Source organism: Synechococcus sp. A15-62 (assembly GCF_014280075.1).
GTDB lineage: Bacteria > Cyanobacteriota > Cyanobacteriia > PCC-6307 > Cyanobiaceae > Parasynechococcus.
Map to the genome: position 1 here is coordinate 2,249,771 of NZ_CP047950.1, position 16,618 is coordinate 2,266,388.

Sequence of the window (16,618 nt, forward strand, 5' to 3'; positions counted from 1 at the left end):
TCACCACTTTTTATAAGGCAGGAACTTGCCGCACATGGTGATTTTGACGCGATCACCTTTGGGATCCTCCACTTTGTCCACATCAAGCGTGAAGTCGATCGCGCTCATGATGCCGTCACCAAAATGCTCCTGGATCACATCCTTCAGGGGCATGCCATAAACCTGCATGATCTCGTAGAAGCGGTAGATCAAGGGATCAGTGGGGATCACCGGATCGAGGCTTCCCTTGGTGGGGAACTCCTGCAAAGCGGCGGTGATGGCTGGGTCAAGGGAGAGCAGCTCAGCCAGCTTTTCAGCCTCTTCCTTGGATGCAGTGGCTTGTCCATAGAACAAGGAAGCAATCCAGACCTCATCAAGGCCCAGAGCCGATTCCAGATCGGCAAAGCTCATGCCCTTGGCCTTCTTGGCAGCCATCAAGGCAGCAGTAACAGTCATGATTGAACGAAAATTTGTTATGGCCGCTTCAAAAACAGCGTTCCAAGTTGGAACGTCTCAGCAGCAGAGAAACTGTTGCGCAAACGCTGACTGAACAATGAAGCATTAACTACAAAACAACAGCCTGTTTTGAAGCAATAAGCACAGCCAACAGGCCCATGCTGCGAGTGGAATTGTGTCTATAGAAGAAATTTGAAATGAGTCAGTTTTTCCAAACAATGGCGACCCTGCTTCAGGCGCAATTTCTGCCACCAACAACTGCTCCCCAGCTGATGCTGGAGCGGCTCTATTACGCAGAAGGACGCCACCACCCGCAGCATCCACGCCATGGCAGCTTCGAGGGGTTATCCCGACTGAGCAGCCCCTGAACTTTCGTAGCAATTGCTACCCCTGGCGGGTCAGTCGCTCCTAAAGACTGACCTCAGCTTGAGGCTGGACCTTTGACGAGCGCAGTTCTCTCCGGCCGCGACCGCTTCAAGCAGCACCTGCGCAAGGTGGGAAGCGGTGAACACACCAGCAAAGGCATGAGTCGCGAGGAAGCGGCTGATGCCATGGAGCTGATGCTGCAGGGCGAAGCGACGCCCGCACAGATCGGCGCCTTCCTGATTGCCCATCGCATCCGACGACCCGAACCCCAGGAACTCACGGGCATGCTCGACACCTACCGAGCCCATGGCCCGGTGCTGCAATCCACCGCTGGCAGTCGAGCACCGTTGTGTTTCGGCATGCCCTACGACGGACGCACGCGCACAGCGCCGATCTACCCGCTCACCGCGCTGGTGCTGCTGGCCTGTGGGCAGCCGGTGGTTCTGCAGGGCGGTGACCGGATGCCGATCAAATACGGCGTCACCGCTGTTGATCTGTTCCGCCTTCTTGATCTCGACCTCACAGGTCTGCCGATCAGCGCCGTCGCCGACGGGTTCCAGCAGAACGGCTTCGCCCTGATTCACCAGCCGGATCACTTCCCCATTGCGGAAACCCTGATCGGCTATCGCGAGGAACTGGGCAAGCGTCCCCCGGTTGCCAGCCTGGAACTGCTCTGGACACCCCACCAAGGCGACCACCTCCTTGTGAGTGGCTTTGTCCACCCACCAACAGAAGCCCGCGCCTGGGAAGCCCTGAAGGAAGCCGGCGAAACCGATGTTCTCACCGTGAAGGGCTTGGAAGGGGGAACCGACCTGCCCATCGGCAGAGCCTGCATCACGGCCCGAGTGGGAAACGGCAAGGCGGAGCGGTTGATCCTGCACCCCCGTGACCATGGCTGTCACGACGCCGACGTGGAATGGGCTGACGAGAACACCTGGGCCGATCAAGCACGCAACGCCCTGCAGAACAAAGGCCCTCTCTGCGATGCCCTGCGCTGGAACGCCGGCGCCTATCTGTGGTTCTCCGGCTGCAGTGATTCCCTGGAACAGGGCATTCAACGGGCAGCATCCGTTCTGCAGACGGGTCAGGCCCAAGCCATGCTCGATCAACTCTGCGCTTGGCGGAGCAGCTTGAGCATCCGATAGCGCTCGAACGGAACGCCTCCAATCAGGATCATCTCCGGCGCTTCCACACACCAACCAAGTCGCTCTAGCAACGGTCGACTGAACTGACTGGCCTCCGTCCGCAGTTGCCGAACGCCGGACGCCAGCGCATCCGCCTCAATCTGGTTCAGAAGGGCACTGCCATGGCCCCGCCTCGAGGCACAACCACGGCAGTAGAGCAGCGAGAGACGATCTTCGGGATGGCGGATCGCAAAGGCTGAACCATCAGTGGTCAGCCATCCCGAGCCCTCCCGAAAACTCGCATCGAGCACGCCGGGCAACCAGGCCAGAGCCGCCCAAGCCCTGACTTGTTCATCTGAATAAAGGAGGGGAGCCTGCGATTCGATCGCATCGGCATAGATCTCCCGCAACAGCGGTTGATCCTCCGGAGCGATCGGACGCAAAGCCATGGCAGCTGCCTGTGGGAATGTGAGTCTCTCCTGCGTGGCAGCAAGCTTGCAGCGTCCTCGGATTCCCACACTGCTCAGCGCGTTTCTCACGCTGCTCAACGACCGGCTCAGCGAAAGCATTGTTTTTCCGCTGTTGCCCTTTCTCCTGGCCCAGTTCGCCCCAGACGGACGAACCCTGGGTCTGTTGGCGGGAAGCTATGCCCTGGCGCAGTTCCTGGTCACGCCCTTGATCGGAGCGCTCAGTGATCGCTACGGCCGCCGCCCAGTGATCAGCATCTGCGTCGCGGGATCCGTGGTGGGACTCGGCCTCTTTGCCGTGACGGTTTCACTGCCTTGGCCCAGCCAAAGCCTGCTGCCCCTGCTGTTGCTGTTCACAGCACGGATCATTGACGGCATCAGTGGCGGTACGGCGGCAACAGCCAGCGCCGTGCTCGCCGACATCACTCCTCCCGACAAGCGAGCCCGTGCCTTCGGCTTGATCGGCGTGGCCTTTGGCTTGGGGTTCATCCTCGGCCCCTTCGTTGGCGGGCAACTGGCCCGGGTGGCCGTGTCCCTTCCCGTTTGGGTGGCCACAGGCTTCGCTGCACTCAACCTCTTGGTGGTGCTCAACCTGCTGCCGGAAACCCATCCCCAGGAGTCCCGCAAAAACCTACCCAGAAAACGCGACCTCAATCCGTTTGCACGGCTCAGCCAGGTGCTGATGAACCCCAGCGTGGGGCGACTGTGCGGAGCTTTTTTCCTGTTCTTCCTGGCCTTCAATGGCTTCACCGCCATCCTGGTGCTCTATTTCAAGCAACGCTTCGGCTGGGGCCCTGAGCTCGCCACCACCGCTTTCCTTGTGGTGGGGGTCGTCGCCACCGTGGTCCAGGGAGGGCTGATCGGGCCGCTGGTGAAACGGTTTGGTGAATGGCGTCTGACCTTGTTGGGCCTGGGTCTGGTGATCATTGGATGCCTGCTGATCCCCAGCGTCGGCGCATCCGATCGGGCCGGCGTCATCTTCACCGCCGTCGGCATCCTCGCCTTAGGCACCGGCTTGGTCACACCAAGCCTGCGCAGCCTGGTGTCACGGCGCCTGGGACGGGAGGGGCAAGGCAGCGCCCTCGGCAGCCTTCAGGCCCTGCAGAGTTTGGGCAGTTTCCTCGGCCCCCCCCTGGCGGGCTTGAGCTACGACCTGCTGGGTCCAGTGAGCCCGTTTGCAGCTGCGGCAACCGTGCTGGTGATCGTGATCGGCCTGGTGGCCGGCAGCCCTCTGCCAGACATCTCCGACACACAACCAAGCCAGTCCTGATTGCTACGTTTCGGCTAACAACACAAGCGCCGAGCCGTTCAGCCCATGTGCGCAGCAGCCTTAGCTCCGGAGCACTACATCAACCGGGAGCTGAGCTGGATCGCCTTCAACGAGAGGGTGCTGGCCCAGGCCCTGGATCCACGCACACCTCTGCTCGATCAAGCCAAGTTCAGCGCCATCTTCAGCAACAACCTCGACGAATTCTTCATGGTTCGCGTGGCGTCACTGAAGTCTCAGGTGGAGGCGGGCGTCAGCAAGCCCAGTGAGGACGGAAAGTCACCCCTGGAGCAACTGCTGACGATCCGAGAACGGCTGATTCCCCTGCTGCGAGAGCAACAGATGCATTACCGCCAGCACCTGAGGCCGAAGCTGCTGGAACACAAGGTTGAGCTGCTCGATTACAAACAGCTGAACGACGACCAACGCCAGTGGGTTGACGACACCTTCCAGACCTCGGTATTTCCGGTGCTCACCCCCCTGGCGGTAGACCCGGCCCATCCGTTTCCCTTCGTCAGCAACCTGAGCCTCAATGTTGCGGCCGTGGTTGTTGATCCGGAAACAGGGCAACGGCAATTTGCCCGGGTCAAAGTTCCCCAGAAAAATCTGCCTCGCTTCATCGCCATCCCCTCGAATCTGAGCGGCCAGGAGCAGAAACCCGTTCACACCGCCATCGCCCTCGAGCAGGTGATCGCCTTCAACCTGAAGGAGCTGTTCCCTGGCATGACGATCGAGGGGCACTACTTCTTCCGCGTGACGCGGGATGCGGATCTGGAGCTGAGGGATCTGGAAGCCGATGACCTGATGCTGGCCCTGGAACAGGGACTGCGAAAGCGACGCATGGGCGGTGAGGTGGTGCGCCTCGAGGTGCCTAACGAGATGCCTCAGGACGTGGTGGAAATGCTGATGACAGGACTCAGCGTTGAAGAGGAAGACGTGTATGTGATCGATGGCCCCCTGGGCTTGGACGACCTGCTCAGCCTGACTTCACTACCGCTGCCGAAACTCAAGGGCCAAAGCCACGGAGGCCAGACACCAGCAGTGCTTGCCCGCAGTCAGCAGCACCTGCTGGACGAGGGAGCGATCAAGCCGGATGAGTTCAAATCGATCTTCTCAGTGATTCGCCGTCAGGACATTCTTCTGCACCATCCCTATGACCTCTTCTCGACAACTGTCGAAGAGTTCATCAACCAGGCGGCAGACGATCCCCAGGTGATGGGCATCAAGATGACGCTCTACCGCACCTCCAAAGACTCGCCGATCATTGCTGCACTGATCCGTGCCGCCGAAAACGGCAAGCAGGTGATGGCATTGGTGGAATTGAAAGCACGATTTGACGAAGACAACAACATCCAATGGGCCCGGCATCTGGAGCAGTCCGGAGTTCATGTGGTCTACGGGGTGCTGGGGCTGAAAACCCACACCAAGATTGTTCTGGTGGTGCGCAAGGAGAAGGACAAGCTTCAGAGCTATGTGCACATCGGCACGGGCAACTACAACTCGAAAACCTCCAAGCTCTACACCGACTTGGGCCTTCTCACCGCCAACCAGGAACTGGGTCAAGACCTGGTGGAACTGTTCAATTACCTCACCGGTTTTTCCAAGCAGCAAACTTTTCGTCGCCTGCTCGTGGCCCCCGTCACCCTGCGGAAAGGGATGGAGCTGTTAATCCGCCGCGAAATTGAACATGCCCAGCAGGGCCGAGAGGCCGGGATCCGAGCCAAGATGAATTCCCTGGTGGATCCAACGATCATTGCGCTTCTTTATGAAGCCTCCCAAGCCGGAGTGACAATCGAACTGATCATTCGCGGCATGTGCAGCCTCTATCCCGGTTGTGAAGGACTGAGTGAAAACATTCGGGTGATCAGCATCATCGGCCCCTTCCTGGAACACTCGAGAATCTTTTCGTTCGCCAACGGCGGCTCACCGGAGGTGTACATCGGCAGTGCCGACTGGATGAGCCGCAACCTCGACCGCCGCATTGAAGCGGTCACACCGATCGAAGACCCCGAGCATCGCCAGAAACTGGAACGCCTGCTGCAGCTGTACTTGAATGACAACCAGGCTGCCTGGGACATGCAGAGCGATGGCACATTTGTGCAGCGCAAACCTGAAAACGACACCTCGGAACGCAATTCCCAGATTCAATTGATCAAGCAATGGAGCAACGGCATCCAATCCTTGTGATTCTTTTGGTTTTCAAAGGGATTGCGTCTGTGACATCCGATACAACATTCTTCAAAAACAAACTTGAAGCCGCCACGATCACAGCCAGATCAGTTGCTTTTAAAGCCCAAAGATTCAGCTCCTGAAATTCTTTCGATTCGAAACAGTCAACACTGTTGCCTGGTGCTAAGTTCAGCCCAAATTCATTCAGGAGACCAGGGTGATGGGGATCCCTCTGGAATCTTCCGGCACGACAAAACAGTCGTCCCGGAAAGAACCTGCGTTGCCGTCCACCGGACGTCGACTATCAACTCGACAAGGAGGGCGGCTTGCCACCGACTCCATTGGTTTTTATCTGAGCAGCATCGGACGCATTCCTTTGCTGACGGCAGCTGAAGAGATCGAACTTGCACACCATGTGCAAGCGATGAAGCAACTTCAGGAGTTACCGGAAGAGGAGCTGACCTCCCGGCATCGCCACAAGATCCGCATGGGCAAACGGGCCCGCGACAGGATGATGGCCGCCAACCTCCGCCTCGTGGTGAGCGTGGCGAAGAAGTACCAGAACCAGGGCCTGGAGCTGCTCGATCTGGTTCAGGAAGGAGCCATCGGCCTCGAGCGAGCAGTCGACAAGTTTGACCCCGCCATGGGCTACAAATTTTCCACCTATGCCTATTGGTGGATTCGCCAAGGCATGACGCGGGCCATCGACAACAGCGCCCGCACCATTCGCCTGCCAATCCACATCAGCGAAAAGCTCTCCAAGATGCGTCGCATCTCCCGGGAGCTGTCCCACCGTTTCGGTCGTCAACCGAATCGGCTGGAACTGGCGAGCGCCATGGGCATCGAGCCCCGGGAACTGGAGGATCTGATCTCCCAGAGCGCACCCTGCGCATCACTGGATGCCCATGCCCGTGGCGAAGAAGATCGCAGCACCCTGGGCGAATTGATCCCTGATCCCAACGGTGAAGAACCGATGGAAGGGATGGATCGCAGCATCCAGAAGGAACACCTGGGCGGCTGGCTGTCGCAGTTGAACGAACGCGAGCAGAAGATTCTGAAGTTGCGGTTCGGTCTCGGCGGTGAAGAGCCTTTGACCCTTGCGGAGATCGGCCGTCAGATCAATGTGTCCCGTGAGCGCGTTCGACAGCTCGAGGCCAAAGCAATTCTCAAACTGCGCGCCATGACCAACCACCAACAAGCCGCCTAAGCCACTTGCTCTCCTTCACCGGACCCATCGCCATCCTGATCTGGATGGCGATGGTGACAGCATGCGCCGTGTTGTGTCGTCGCCTTCGGCCGAACCAACGGGAACTGAGCCGAAAAATTGTGCACATCGGAACCGGAGCCGTGGTTCCTTTGGCCTGGTTCTTTCAAATTCCTTTTGTGGTTGCCCTGCCTGTCGCGGCGGTGATCACTGTTGTGACGGCGTTGAACCACCAATGGCGCTTCATCCCCGCCGTTGAGGATGTCGATCGCAACAGCTACGGCACCATCGCCTACGGCGTCGCGATCACAACACTGCTTTTGCTGTTCTGGCCAGGCCGAGCCGATGCGGTGTCCGCCGGGGTTCTGGTGATGGCCCTGGGGGATGGCCTTGCAGGGTTGATCGGCCGCAACGTCGAGTCCTCGAAGTGGGTTCTGTTTGGTCAGACCAAATCAAGCGTCGGCACGATGACCATGGCGGTTGTCTCAGGCCTGGTGCTGATCGGCCTGGCGCAATGGTCGGGGGCTGACCTTTCCCTGCCGGCAGCCCTTGGCATGGTGGCCATGGCAACCGGGCTGGAACAGCTCAGCTGGGGCGGTCTCGACAACCTCAGCGTTCCCCTCAGCGTTGGGGTGCTGTGGAGTCAACTGATGGTCTGACCTCAGGCGGTGACGGTCTGTTTGCGAGTGGGAACGGCCTTAGCCAAGTCATCCAACAAGGCTTCAGTGGTCTCAAGGCTGATGCAGGCATCCGTGATGCTCTGGCCATAGGTCAGCTGCGTCAGGTCGGCAGTCAGTTTCTGGTTGCCTTCCACCAGATGGCTCTCGATCATCACGCCCATCACGTGGTTGGAGCCCCCCCGCAACTGCTCGGCAACGCTGGCCAGCACCTCCGCCTGTCGACGGAAATCTTTGTTGCTGTTGGCATGGCTGCAATCCACCATCAGTCGATCCTGCAGACCAGCCTGGCTCAACTCGGCTGCGGCCTCCTGCACAGCCTCCAGGTGGTAATTGCTGCCCTGGCTGCCGCCCCGCAGCACGAGGTGGCCATAGGGGTTGCCCGTGGTGCTGACGATCGAAGCATGCCCATCGCGATTGATTCCGAGGAAGTGATGCGGCTTCCCCGCTGCCTGCATGGCATTGATCGCGATGGTGGCGCTGCCGTTGGTGCTGTTCTTGTAGCCGATCGGCATCGACAGCCCTGAGGCCATTTCGCGGTGGGTCTGACTTTCCGTCGTCCTGGCGCCGATCGCAGTCCAGCTGATCAAATCAGCGATGTACTGCGGAACAACGGGATCGAGCAGTTCCGTTGCAGCAGGCATCCCCTCCCGGGCGAGATCCAACAGCAGTCCCCGGGCCCGCCGCAGACCGGTGTTGATGTCGTAGGAGTTATCGAGATGGGGGTCGTTGATCAGTCCCTTCCAACCAACCGTGGTGCGCGGCTTCTCGAAATACACCCGCATCACCACCTCAAGCTGATCCTTCAAGCGCTCGCGGATCGGAGCCAGGCGCTGGGCATACTCCCGGGCAGCTTTGACGTCGTGAACAGAGCAGGGACCCACCACCACCAGCAGACGCTGATCACGGCCACTGAGGATGTCTTGAATGCGCCGGCGGGCAGACGCCACGGTCTCGAGTGCCGCCACGTCCATGGGCAGCTCCTGATGCAACACAGCAGGGGCCACCAGGGGACGTGTCTCCACCACATGCAAATCGGAGGTGGTGGCCATGACTGGACGCGAGACTCCGACCAAGGCTACGCACCCCGCTCACTGGCAACAGACACGGTCCGGAAGAATGGTGGTCATCCCTGCACAGAGATCTCCATGCTGAGCGCTTACCGCGAGCTGGCCGCCGCCCGGGAAGCCCAGGGCGTTCCCGCTCTTCCGCTCAACGCCGAGCAGACCCAGGGACTGACCGAGCTGCTGCAGAACCCTCCCGCCGGCGAGGAGGAATTCCTGCTGCACCTGCTCAGCGAGCGGATCCCCCCGGGTGTGGATGAAGCGGCTTATGTGAAGGCCACCTGGCTCAGTGCCGTGGCTCAGGGAGACGCCAAGAGCCCCCTGGTGTCACCACTGGACGCCACCCGCCTGCTGGGAACGATGGTGGGGGGATACAACGTCGCCGCTCTGATCGAGCTGCTGAAGCACTCCGACGCTGCGCTGGCGGGCTGTGCTGCTGAGGGACTCAGCCGAACGCTGCTCGTCTACGACGCCTTCAACGAGGTGATGGATCTGGCGGCGGACAACCGCTTCGCCAAGCAGGTTGTGGACAGCTGGGCCGCAGCCGAGTGGTTCACCGCCAAGCCCGAACTGGCCGACAGCATCACCGTGACGGTGTTCAAGGTTGAAGGCGAAACCAACACGGACGATCTGTCGCCGGCCACCCATGCCACCACCCGGCCGGACATCCCCGTCCATGCCCTGGCGATGCTCGAGACCCGGGATCCAGAGGGCCTGAAGACCATCGCAAGCCTTAAAGAAAAGGGCCATCCCGTGGCCTACGTCGGTGATGTGGTGGGAACCGGCAGCTCCCGCAAGAGCGCCATCAATTCGGTGCTCTGGCACACCGGCAATGACATTCCCCATGTGCCCAACAAACGGGCGGGCGGTGTGATCCTCGGCGGCAAGATCGCCCCGATCTTCTTCAACACCGCTGAGGACTCCGGTGCCCTGCCGATCGAATGCGATGTGACCGACCTGAACACCGGTGATGTGATCACCATTCGCCCCCACGCCGGCACGATCGAACGGGACGGCAAGGTCGTGAGTCGGTTCGAACTGAAGCCCAGCACGATCAGCGACGAGGTGCGGGCCGGCGGTCGCATCCCCCTGATGATCGGCCGCGCCCTCACCGACAAGGTGCGCGCCAAGCTTGGCCTCACCCCGTCGGATCTGTTCATCCGCCCCTCAGCCCCGGCAGACACCGGCAAGGGCTTCACCCTGGCGCAGAAGATGGTGGGCAAGGCCTGTGGTCTCGCGGGCGTCCGACCCGGCACCAGCTGCGAACCGCTGATGACCACCGTCGGCTCCCAGGACACCACCGGCCCGATGACGCGGGACGAAATGAAGGAACTGGCCTGCCTGGGCTTCTCCTCCGACCTGGTGATGCAGAGCTTCTGCCATACCGCCGCCTATCCGAAGCCGGTGGATCTGCAGACCCAGAACGAACTGCCCGACTTCTTCGCCCAGCGCGGTGGCGTGGCTCTTCGGCCCGGTGACGGCATCATCCACAGCTGGCTGAACCGGATGCTTCTGCCCGACACCGTCGGCACCGGCGGCGACAGCCACACCCGCTTCCCCCTCGGCATTTCCTTCCCAGGCGGATCTGGTGTGGTGGCCTTTGCTGCCGCCATCGGCGCCATGCCACTGGACATGCCTGAATCGGTGCTGGTGCGCTTCAGCGGATCCCTGCAACCGGGTGTCACGCTTCGGGACGTGGTGAACGCCATCCCCTGGGTGGCCATTCAGCGGGGACTGCTCACCGTTGAAAAGGCCAACAAGAAGAACTTGTTCAACGGCAGGATCATGGAAATCGAAGGTCTGCCCGACCTGAAGCTGGAACAGGCCTTCGAACTCACCGATGCCAGCGCCGAACGCTCCTGCGCCGGCTGCACGATCAAGCTCTCCGAAGACACGGTGAGCGAATACCTGCGCAGCAACGTGGCGCTGCTGAAAAACATGATCGCCCGCGGCTACAGCGATGCCCGCACCCTGGCCCGCCGGATCAAGGAGATGGAGGCCTGGCTGGCGAACCCGCAGCTGATGAGCGCTGACGCTGATGCTGAGTACGCAGAAGTGCTGGAGATCAACCTTGACGAGCTCACCGAACCGGTGGTGGCCTGCCCCAACGATCCCGACAACGTGAAATTGCTCAGCGAGGTGGCTGGTGACCCGGTGCAGGAGGTGTTCATCGGCTCCTGCATGACCAACATCGGCCATTACCGCGCCGCGGCCAAGGTGCTTGAAGGCGCCGGCCAGAACACAGCGCGCCTCTGGGTCTGCCCTCCAACACGGATGGACGAAGAGACGCTGAAAGAGGAGGGCTACTACGCCACCTTCGAGGCCGCTGGGTCCCGCATGGAGATGCCGGGTTGCTCCCTCTGCATGGGCAACCAGGCCCGGGTGGAGGACAACACCACCGTGTTCTCCACCAGCACCCGCAACTTCAACAACCGCCTGGGCAAGGGTGCTCAGGTGTATCTGGGCAGCGCCGAACTGGCCGCCGTCTGCGCCCAGCTGGGACGCATTCCCACCCCGGAGGAGTACCGCAGCATTGCGGCCGAGAAAATCGATCCCCTCTCCGATGAGCTCTACCGCTACCTGAACTTCGATCAGATCAGCGGCTTTGAAGACCAGGGGCGTGTGGTCAGTGCTGACGACGAAGCAACCGTTCTGGCGCAGGCCTGACCTCGGATCACCTCATCTGTGCCATCCCTGAGCGAACCCAAACAACGACGCCACCTCCTGGGCTCAAGCCGGAGCATCAGGAGGTTGTTGGAACGCCGCTGGCTGGTGGTGGTTCTGGCTCTGGCGCTCACGGGCCTTGGAGCTGCCATCACCGGCCTGCTGTTCACCAGCGGCATCAACCTGCTGCGGGATTGGCGGCTCGACCTGCTCGATGAATTTCCAGCCTGGGTGGTGCTCCCCGCCCTCGGCGCTATCGGCGGCATGGTTTCGGCCTGGTTGATCACCAACCTGTCTCCAGCCGCTGGCGGAGCCGGGATCACCCACATCATGGGCTTCCTGCGCCACCGGTCGGTTCCGATGGGGCTTCGGGTGGGCCTGGTGAAACTGGTGGCGGGAATCATTGCCATCGGCTCGGGCTTCCCCCTGGGCCCGGAAGGCCCCGCCGTTCAGATGGGCGGCTCCGTGGCCTGGCAGATGTCCCGCTGGCTGCGGGCACCGGTGGCCTTTCGCCGGGTGATTGTGGCCGCCGGTGGCGGTGCCGGTATTGCCGCAGTGTTCAGCGCTCCCATCGGTGGATTCATCTACGCGATCGAGGAGCTGCTCCACTCCGCCAGGCCCGTGGTGCTGCTGCTGGTGATCATCACCACCTTCTCGGCCGACACGCTGGCGGATGTGCTCGGCTTTCTCGGCCTCAACCCCGGGGGCGGCGGGCTCAACAGCACCATCGGGTTTCAACTGGAACGGGAGTACACACCCCTGGTGCGCTTCCTGCCGGTGGATCTGCTGTATCTGGTTGGTTTAGGTGTGGTGATCGGTGTGCTGGCGGAGCTCTACACCCGCTACGTGCTCACCATGCAGAGGCAGGGCAGCCGTTGGTTCGGAGACCGACTGATCCTGCGCATGACTGTGAGCGGGCTCGTGCTGGGCTGCGTCTATGCGGCCCTGCCGGATGCCTTCCATAACCCCAGTGAACTGAAGCACCTGATAGGAGCCGGGAAAGCCGACATCAGCCTGGCCCTCGCCAGTTTTGTGGTGCTCTTCTTCAGCACTGGCCTAGCAGCGGGCTCGGGAGCACCAGGGGGGCTGTTCATGCCGATGCTGACGCTCGGAGGGGCGATTGGCCTGGCCGGTGGATTTGGCGTGGAGGCCCTCACCGGCCATGTGCCCACCACCTATGTGTTCGCGGGCATGGGCGCCTTTGTCGCCGGCTGTTCCCGCACGCCGATCTCGGCGATGTTCCTGGCCTTTGCCCTCACCAAGGATCTGCTGATCCTCAAACCGATCCTGGTGGCCTGCCTCACCAGCTTCGTGATCGCCCGACTGTTCCATCCCCACTCGATCTACGAACGTCAGATGGGCATGGAACTCGATGCTGAAGATCGGATGGCGATGAAGCTCAACCACTACAGACGTCCGTTCACGCCGCCAACCCCGCCATCAGGCCCAACAGGAGACCCCAGCTGAACCAGGAAACGCTGCTCTTCGATCCGGCCACGCCGGACCCCGAGGCCCTCAAGGCCGTGCTGGCCTTTCCCAGCACCTATTCGGTGGGGATCACCAGCCTCGGCTATCAGATCGTCTGGGCGACGCTTGCGCAGCGGTCGGATGTGGACGTGCGCCGGCTGTTCACCGATCAGGGCGATGCGATGCCACGCCACATCGATCTGTTCGGGCTCTCCCTGAGCTGGGAACTGGATGGACCGGTACTGCCGGAGCTGCTGCAGAACCAGCGGATTCCGGTTTGGGCTCTGGAGCGGGGGGATGAGGACCCGATCGTGTTCGGCGGCGGACCGGTGCTGACGGCCAACCCCGAGCCCCTGGCACCGTTTTTTGATGCCGTGCTGCTCGGGGACGGTGAACTGCTGCTGCCCGCCTTCATCGATGCGCTGCAGAACTGCCGAGAGGCACCGCGAGCGCAGCGGCTGCGACAGCTGGCTCAGGTGCCGGGGGTGTACGTGCCGTCGCTCTATGCCCCGCAGTACAACCCAAACGGGGAGCTGATTGGCGTGGAACCGATCGATCCAGCGGTTCCAGCCCAGGTGGAAAAACAGACCTGGCGCGGCAACACCCTCAGTCACTCAACGGTGGTCACCCCCGAGGCCGCCTGGCCCGACATCCACATGGTGGAGGTGGTGCGCAGTTGTCCTGAACTGTGCCGGTTCTGTCTGGCCAGCTACCTGACGCTGCCCTTCCGGACACCGTCGTTGGATAACGGCCTGATCCCGGCTGTGGAAAAAGGCCTGAAAGCCACCAAGCGCCTCGGCCTGCTGGGGGCCTCCGTCACCCAGCATCCCCAGTTCGCCGATCTCCTGCACTGGCTGGATCAGGATCGTTTCGATGGGACCCGCGTCAGCGTCAGCTCGGTGAGGGCCGCCACTGTGACCCCTGAGTTGGGTCGGATCCTGGCCAAACGGGGCAGCCGCTCGCTCACCATTGCCATCGAAAGCGGCAGTGAGCGGATGCGCGAAGTGGTGAACAAGAAACTCACCACGGAAGCCATCCATGAAGCGGCTTGCCATGCCAAACAAGGCGGCCTCACGGGTCTCAAGCTCTACGGGATGGTGGGCCTGCCGACGGAATCGGATGACGACGTGGAGGCAACGGCGGATCTGCTCCTGGCGCTCAAGAAAGGAACCGCTGGACTGCGCTTCACCCTCGGGGTAAGCACCTTTGTGCCCAAAGCCCAGACCCCCTTCCAGTGGGAGGGCGTCCGACCGGAAGCCGAGAAGCGCCTCAAACGTCTAGCCAAACGGTTGAAACCGAAGGGAATCGAGTTCCGCCCAGAGAGCTATGGGTGGAGCGTGATTCAGGCCCTGCTTTCCCGCAGCGACCGTCGCCTGGCGCCGGTGATCGCAGCTGTTGGCGAGGGACGCGAAAGCATGGGGGGCTGGAAGAAGACCTACCGAGCTGCCCTCAACGGTGAAATCGAGCCAATGCCAGGGCCAACTCTGCCGCCTCCGCCGCCCTGGAGCACGGTGATCCACGAGCCATGGGACGCTTCACGGACCCTCCCTTGGACCCACCTCAGGGGGCCCCTGGCTCCGGCGATGCTGCGGGACCATCACGATCAGGCCTTGGCTGTTGCGTCTGCCCAAACTCCTGATTAAAAGCAGCCAAACCCGCCAAGAGCGTCCAGCCCAGGATGTTGAGGCGACTGTCGAACAACGGCAGGTCGGTGGCATGCATCGCCACCAGCACCAGCGTGGCGGTCCACCAGGCCCGTTCCATGGGTGCTTTCTGCAGGATTCCGCGCCGCAGAGCCACCACCAGCAACAGCAGCACCGTTCCGACAACCAACAGCATCACCGGAAGGCCGTGGCTGATCGCCAACTCCAGGGGGAGATTGTGGGAATGGCCATGCCAACGCTTGGCCGCATAAATCGGGTACAGCACGCTGAAGGCGGCTGCCCCCCAGCCCAGCCAGGGGCGGGCCGCAACCAACTCCAAGGCATACCCCCACTGCCCCAGACGGGTGTGTTTCCAGGCGGTGGGCCCTCCCCGTTCCAGAAGTCGATCAAGAATCGGTTCGGGTACTAGGGCCATCGCCAGTTGGCGCCATCCGGACGGGACACCGGGGAGCACCACCAACAACAACGGCGAGGCCAGGAGCAGCAGCAGGGGAAGCAACCAAAACCACTGCATCGGCCCCATCACAAAGGGAACCGACAAGGCCAGCGCTCCCATGGCATTGCGCGACTGGGTGAGCACAACGGCCAGAACCGTTGAAAGCGTGAGCACCAGAGCAGCACCACGCCGCCACCAACCATCAGGCCGCAGCACAGCCGCCAGCATCAACGGCCAAACCACCCCGAGCCAGGCACCGGCGATGTTGGCGTAATCAAACAGGGCCGAGAGTCGCCCCTGCGGCTGACCACCGGGCGCGACGAACCAGATGATGGCGCCGCCTCCGAGTTGCCAGGGTCCCTGCCAACCCAGAAACATTTGCCCCAGGCCGGTGAGCAGCACCGGCAAGGTGCCGGCCACCAGCATCCAAGCGGCCTGACGGCGCTGCTGTTCGCTGGCCAGATGGGGCTGAAAAGCCCAGAAGGCCCAGAACAACGGCAACCAATTGCCCAACCCAGCCCAGGCCAGCGACCCTGTTTCCGCCCCCAGCGCACCCACCAGCATCAACACAGCCGCAACCAGAAACGGTTGGGTCCAGCGGGCCTGCCAGATAGGCCGATCCCGGCCCCGACTGCCGCTGACACAAGCCACAAAGAGGCAGATGCCCGAGAGCAGAGCACTAGAGGGAAGCAGAAACAGGCCAAGCCGGAAGGCCTGACCGCCACGATCAGAGGTCATGCAAAAACAGCCGTACGCCCGCGATAGACCATCACCTGACGGCGCAGATGCAGACGAAGGGCCCGCGCCAAGGCAAGGCGTTCCGTGTCACGGCCCTTGCGGATCAGATCCTCCACTTCGTCCCGATGGCTGACGGGAACGGTGGTTTGCTCAATGATTGGGCCGTCATCCAGATCTTCGGTGACGTAGTGAGCTGTTGCGCCGATGAGCTTGACCCCACGGTCCCAGGCCCGGTGGTACGGCTGAGCCCCCTTGAACGCAGGCAGAAAGGAATGGTGAATGTTGATCACCTGGGGGAAACGCTCGAGGAAATCACTGCTCAGCACCTGCATGTATTTGGCCAGCACCGCCAGTTCAACTTTGTTCTGTTCAAGCAGCTCCAAAACCTGCTGCTCCGCTTCCGCCTTGGTGTCACGACTGACCGGCACACAAACGAAAGGGACATCAAACGACGCACACAGTGATTCCAGATCCGGATGGTTGGCGATCACCAGGGGAACCTGCATCGGCAGCTCCCCGCTTTGAACCCGCCAGAGCAAGTCCTGCAGGCAGTGGCTCTGCTTGCTTGCAAAGATCGCTACGCGGGGGAATTCATCTGAGAAATGGAGCTGCGCTTCCCCACCCAGCCGCTGTCCCAGGGTCTGAACCGCTTCAGGAAGCACATCCCGGGGTATGCCGAATCCATGGAGCTGCCACTCAATCCGGCTGAGAAACAACCCTGCTCCCGCGTCCGTGTGGTGATCGGCATGACGAATGCTGCCGCCATTGGCTGCCACCCAACCCGCCAGTTCGCTGACCAGGCCCGGACGATCAGGGCAGATCATCTGGAGGATGACCGTGGCGTCACTCACAACAACGCTTTGAAAAACAAAATTC

At 61.6% G+C, this 16,618-nt stretch carries 14 protein-coding genes; 9 read left to right on the forward strand and 5 right to left on the reverse strand.

The genetic code is table 11. The features are described 5' to 3' along the window. Positions 1-435 (reverse strand): cyanase, encoded by a 435-nt coding sequence (gene cynS, locus SynA1562_RS12740; protein ID WP_186494145.1) that lies wholly within the window; start codon positions 433-435, stop codon positions 1-3. A gap of 197 nt (positions 436-632) precedes the next feature. Between cynS and SynA1562_RS12745 the strand changes: the two genes are divergently transcribed. Both SynA1562_RS12745 and SynA1562_RS12750 read left to right on the forward strand, forming a co-directional pair. After that, on the forward strand, positions 633-803 hold the full coding sequence (locus tag SynA1562_RS12745) for a cyanate hydratase (protein WP_186494146.1): 171 nt from the start codon (positions 633-635) through the stop codon (positions 801-803). A gap of 72 nt (positions 804-875) precedes the next feature. Beyond that, complete coding sequence (locus SynA1562_RS12750; RefSeq protein WP_186494147.1) at positions 876-1,946, forward strand: anthranilate phosphoribosyltransferase family protein; 1,071 nt, start codon at positions 876-878, stop codon at positions 1,944-1,946. Here the strand turns inward: SynA1562_RS12750 and SynA1562_RS12755 are convergent. Then, positions 1,907-2,374 (reverse strand): GNAT family N-acetyltransferase, encoded by a 468-nt coding sequence (locus tag SynA1562_RS12755; protein WP_186494148.1) that lies wholly within the window; start codon positions 2,372-2,374, stop codon positions 1,907-1,909. The genes SynA1562_RS12750 and SynA1562_RS12755 overlap by 40 nt on opposite strands. On the opposite strand from SynA1562_RS12755, the gene SynA1562_RS12760 reads away from it, so the two are divergent. The 4 genes from SynA1562_RS12760 to SynA1562_RS12775 all read left to right on the forward strand — a co-directional run bounded on the left by SynA1562_RS12760 (position 2,373) and on the right by SynA1562_RS12775 (position 7,691). Then, complete coding sequence (locus SynA1562_RS12760; protein WP_186494149.1) at positions 2,373-3,662, forward strand: MFS transporter; 1,290 nt, start codon at positions 2,373-2,375, stop codon at positions 3,660-3,662. The two genes, SynA1562_RS12755 and SynA1562_RS12760, sit on opposite strands and share 2 nt — an antisense overlap. Before the next feature lie 45 nt (positions 3,663-3,707). Further along, complete coding sequence (gene ppk1 / locus SynA1562_RS12765) at positions 3,708-5,846, forward strand: polyphosphate kinase 1 (protein WP_186494150.1); 2,139 nt, start codon at positions 3,708-3,710, stop codon at positions 5,844-5,846. 202 nt (positions 5,847-6,048) lie between these two features. Then, positions 6,049-7,035: an RpoD/SigA family RNA polymerase sigma factor gene (locus tag SynA1562_RS12770; protein ID WP_186494151.1), complete on the forward strand. Its 987-nt coding sequence runs from the start codon at positions 6,049-6,051 to the stop codon at positions 7,033-7,035. A gap of 5 nt (positions 7,036-7,040) precedes the next feature. Further along, positions 7,041-7,691 (forward strand): diacylglycerol/polyprenol kinase family protein, encoded by a 651-nt coding sequence (locus tag SynA1562_RS12775; RefSeq protein WP_186494152.1) that lies wholly within the window; start codon positions 7,041-7,043, stop codon positions 7,689-7,691. A 2-nt stretch (positions 7,692-7,693) separates the two neighbouring features. On the opposite strand, the gene SynA1562_RS12780 is transcribed toward SynA1562_RS12775, so the two are convergent. Continuing rightward, on the reverse strand, positions 7,694-8,761 hold the full coding sequence (locus SynA1562_RS12780) for a 3-deoxy-7-phosphoheptulonate synthase (protein WP_186494153.1): 1,068 nt from the start codon (positions 8,759-8,761) through the stop codon (positions 7,694-7,696). Positions 8,762-8,857: 96 nt separating this feature from the next. Between SynA1562_RS12780 and acnB the strand changes: the two genes are divergently transcribed. From acnB to SynA1562_RS12795, 3 genes are read left to right on the forward strand one after another with little or no spacing between them, the layout of a single operon-like run. After that, a complete protein-coding gene (acnB, locus tag SynA1562_RS12785) occupies positions 8,858-11,440 on the forward strand; it encodes a bifunctional aconitate hydratase 2/2-methylisocitrate dehydratase (protein ID WP_186494154.1) in 2,583 nt (860 codons plus the stop codon). 18 nt (positions 11,441-11,458) lie between these two features. Further along, the gene (locus SynA1562_RS12790) at positions 11,459-12,904 is read left to right on the forward strand and encodes a ClC family H(+)/Cl(-) exchange transporter (RefSeq protein ID WP_186494155.1); all 1,446 of its coding nucleotides are present in this window, start codon (positions 11,459-11,461) and stop codon (positions 12,902-12,904) included. A gap of 56 nt (positions 12,905-12,960) precedes the next feature. Continuing rightward, complete coding sequence (locus SynA1562_RS12795; protein WP_222929802.1) at positions 12,961-14,547, forward strand: radical SAM protein; 1,587 nt, start codon at positions 12,961-12,963, stop codon at positions 14,545-14,547. Here SynA1562_RS12795 and SynA1562_RS12800 read toward each other — a convergent pair. Together SynA1562_RS12800 and purU are read right to left on the reverse strand one after the other, a co-directional pair. Then, positions 14,465-15,742 carry an O-antigen ligase gene (locus tag SynA1562_RS12800; RefSeq protein ID WP_186494156.1) on the reverse strand — a complete coding sequence of 426 codons (1,278 nt, stop codon included), beginning with the start codon at positions 15,740-15,742 and terminating at the stop codon, positions 14,465-14,467. The two genes, SynA1562_RS12795 and SynA1562_RS12800, sit on opposite strands and share 83 nt — an antisense overlap. Continuing rightward, positions 15,739-16,593 (reverse strand): formyltetrahydrofolate deformylase, encoded by an 855-nt coding sequence (purU, locus tag SynA1562_RS12805; RefSeq protein ID WP_186494157.1) that lies wholly within the window; start codon positions 16,591-16,593, stop codon positions 15,739-15,741. The genes SynA1562_RS12800 and purU overlap by 4 nt, the downstream gene beginning before the upstream one ends. Positions 16,594-16,618 lie beyond the last annotated feature (25 nt).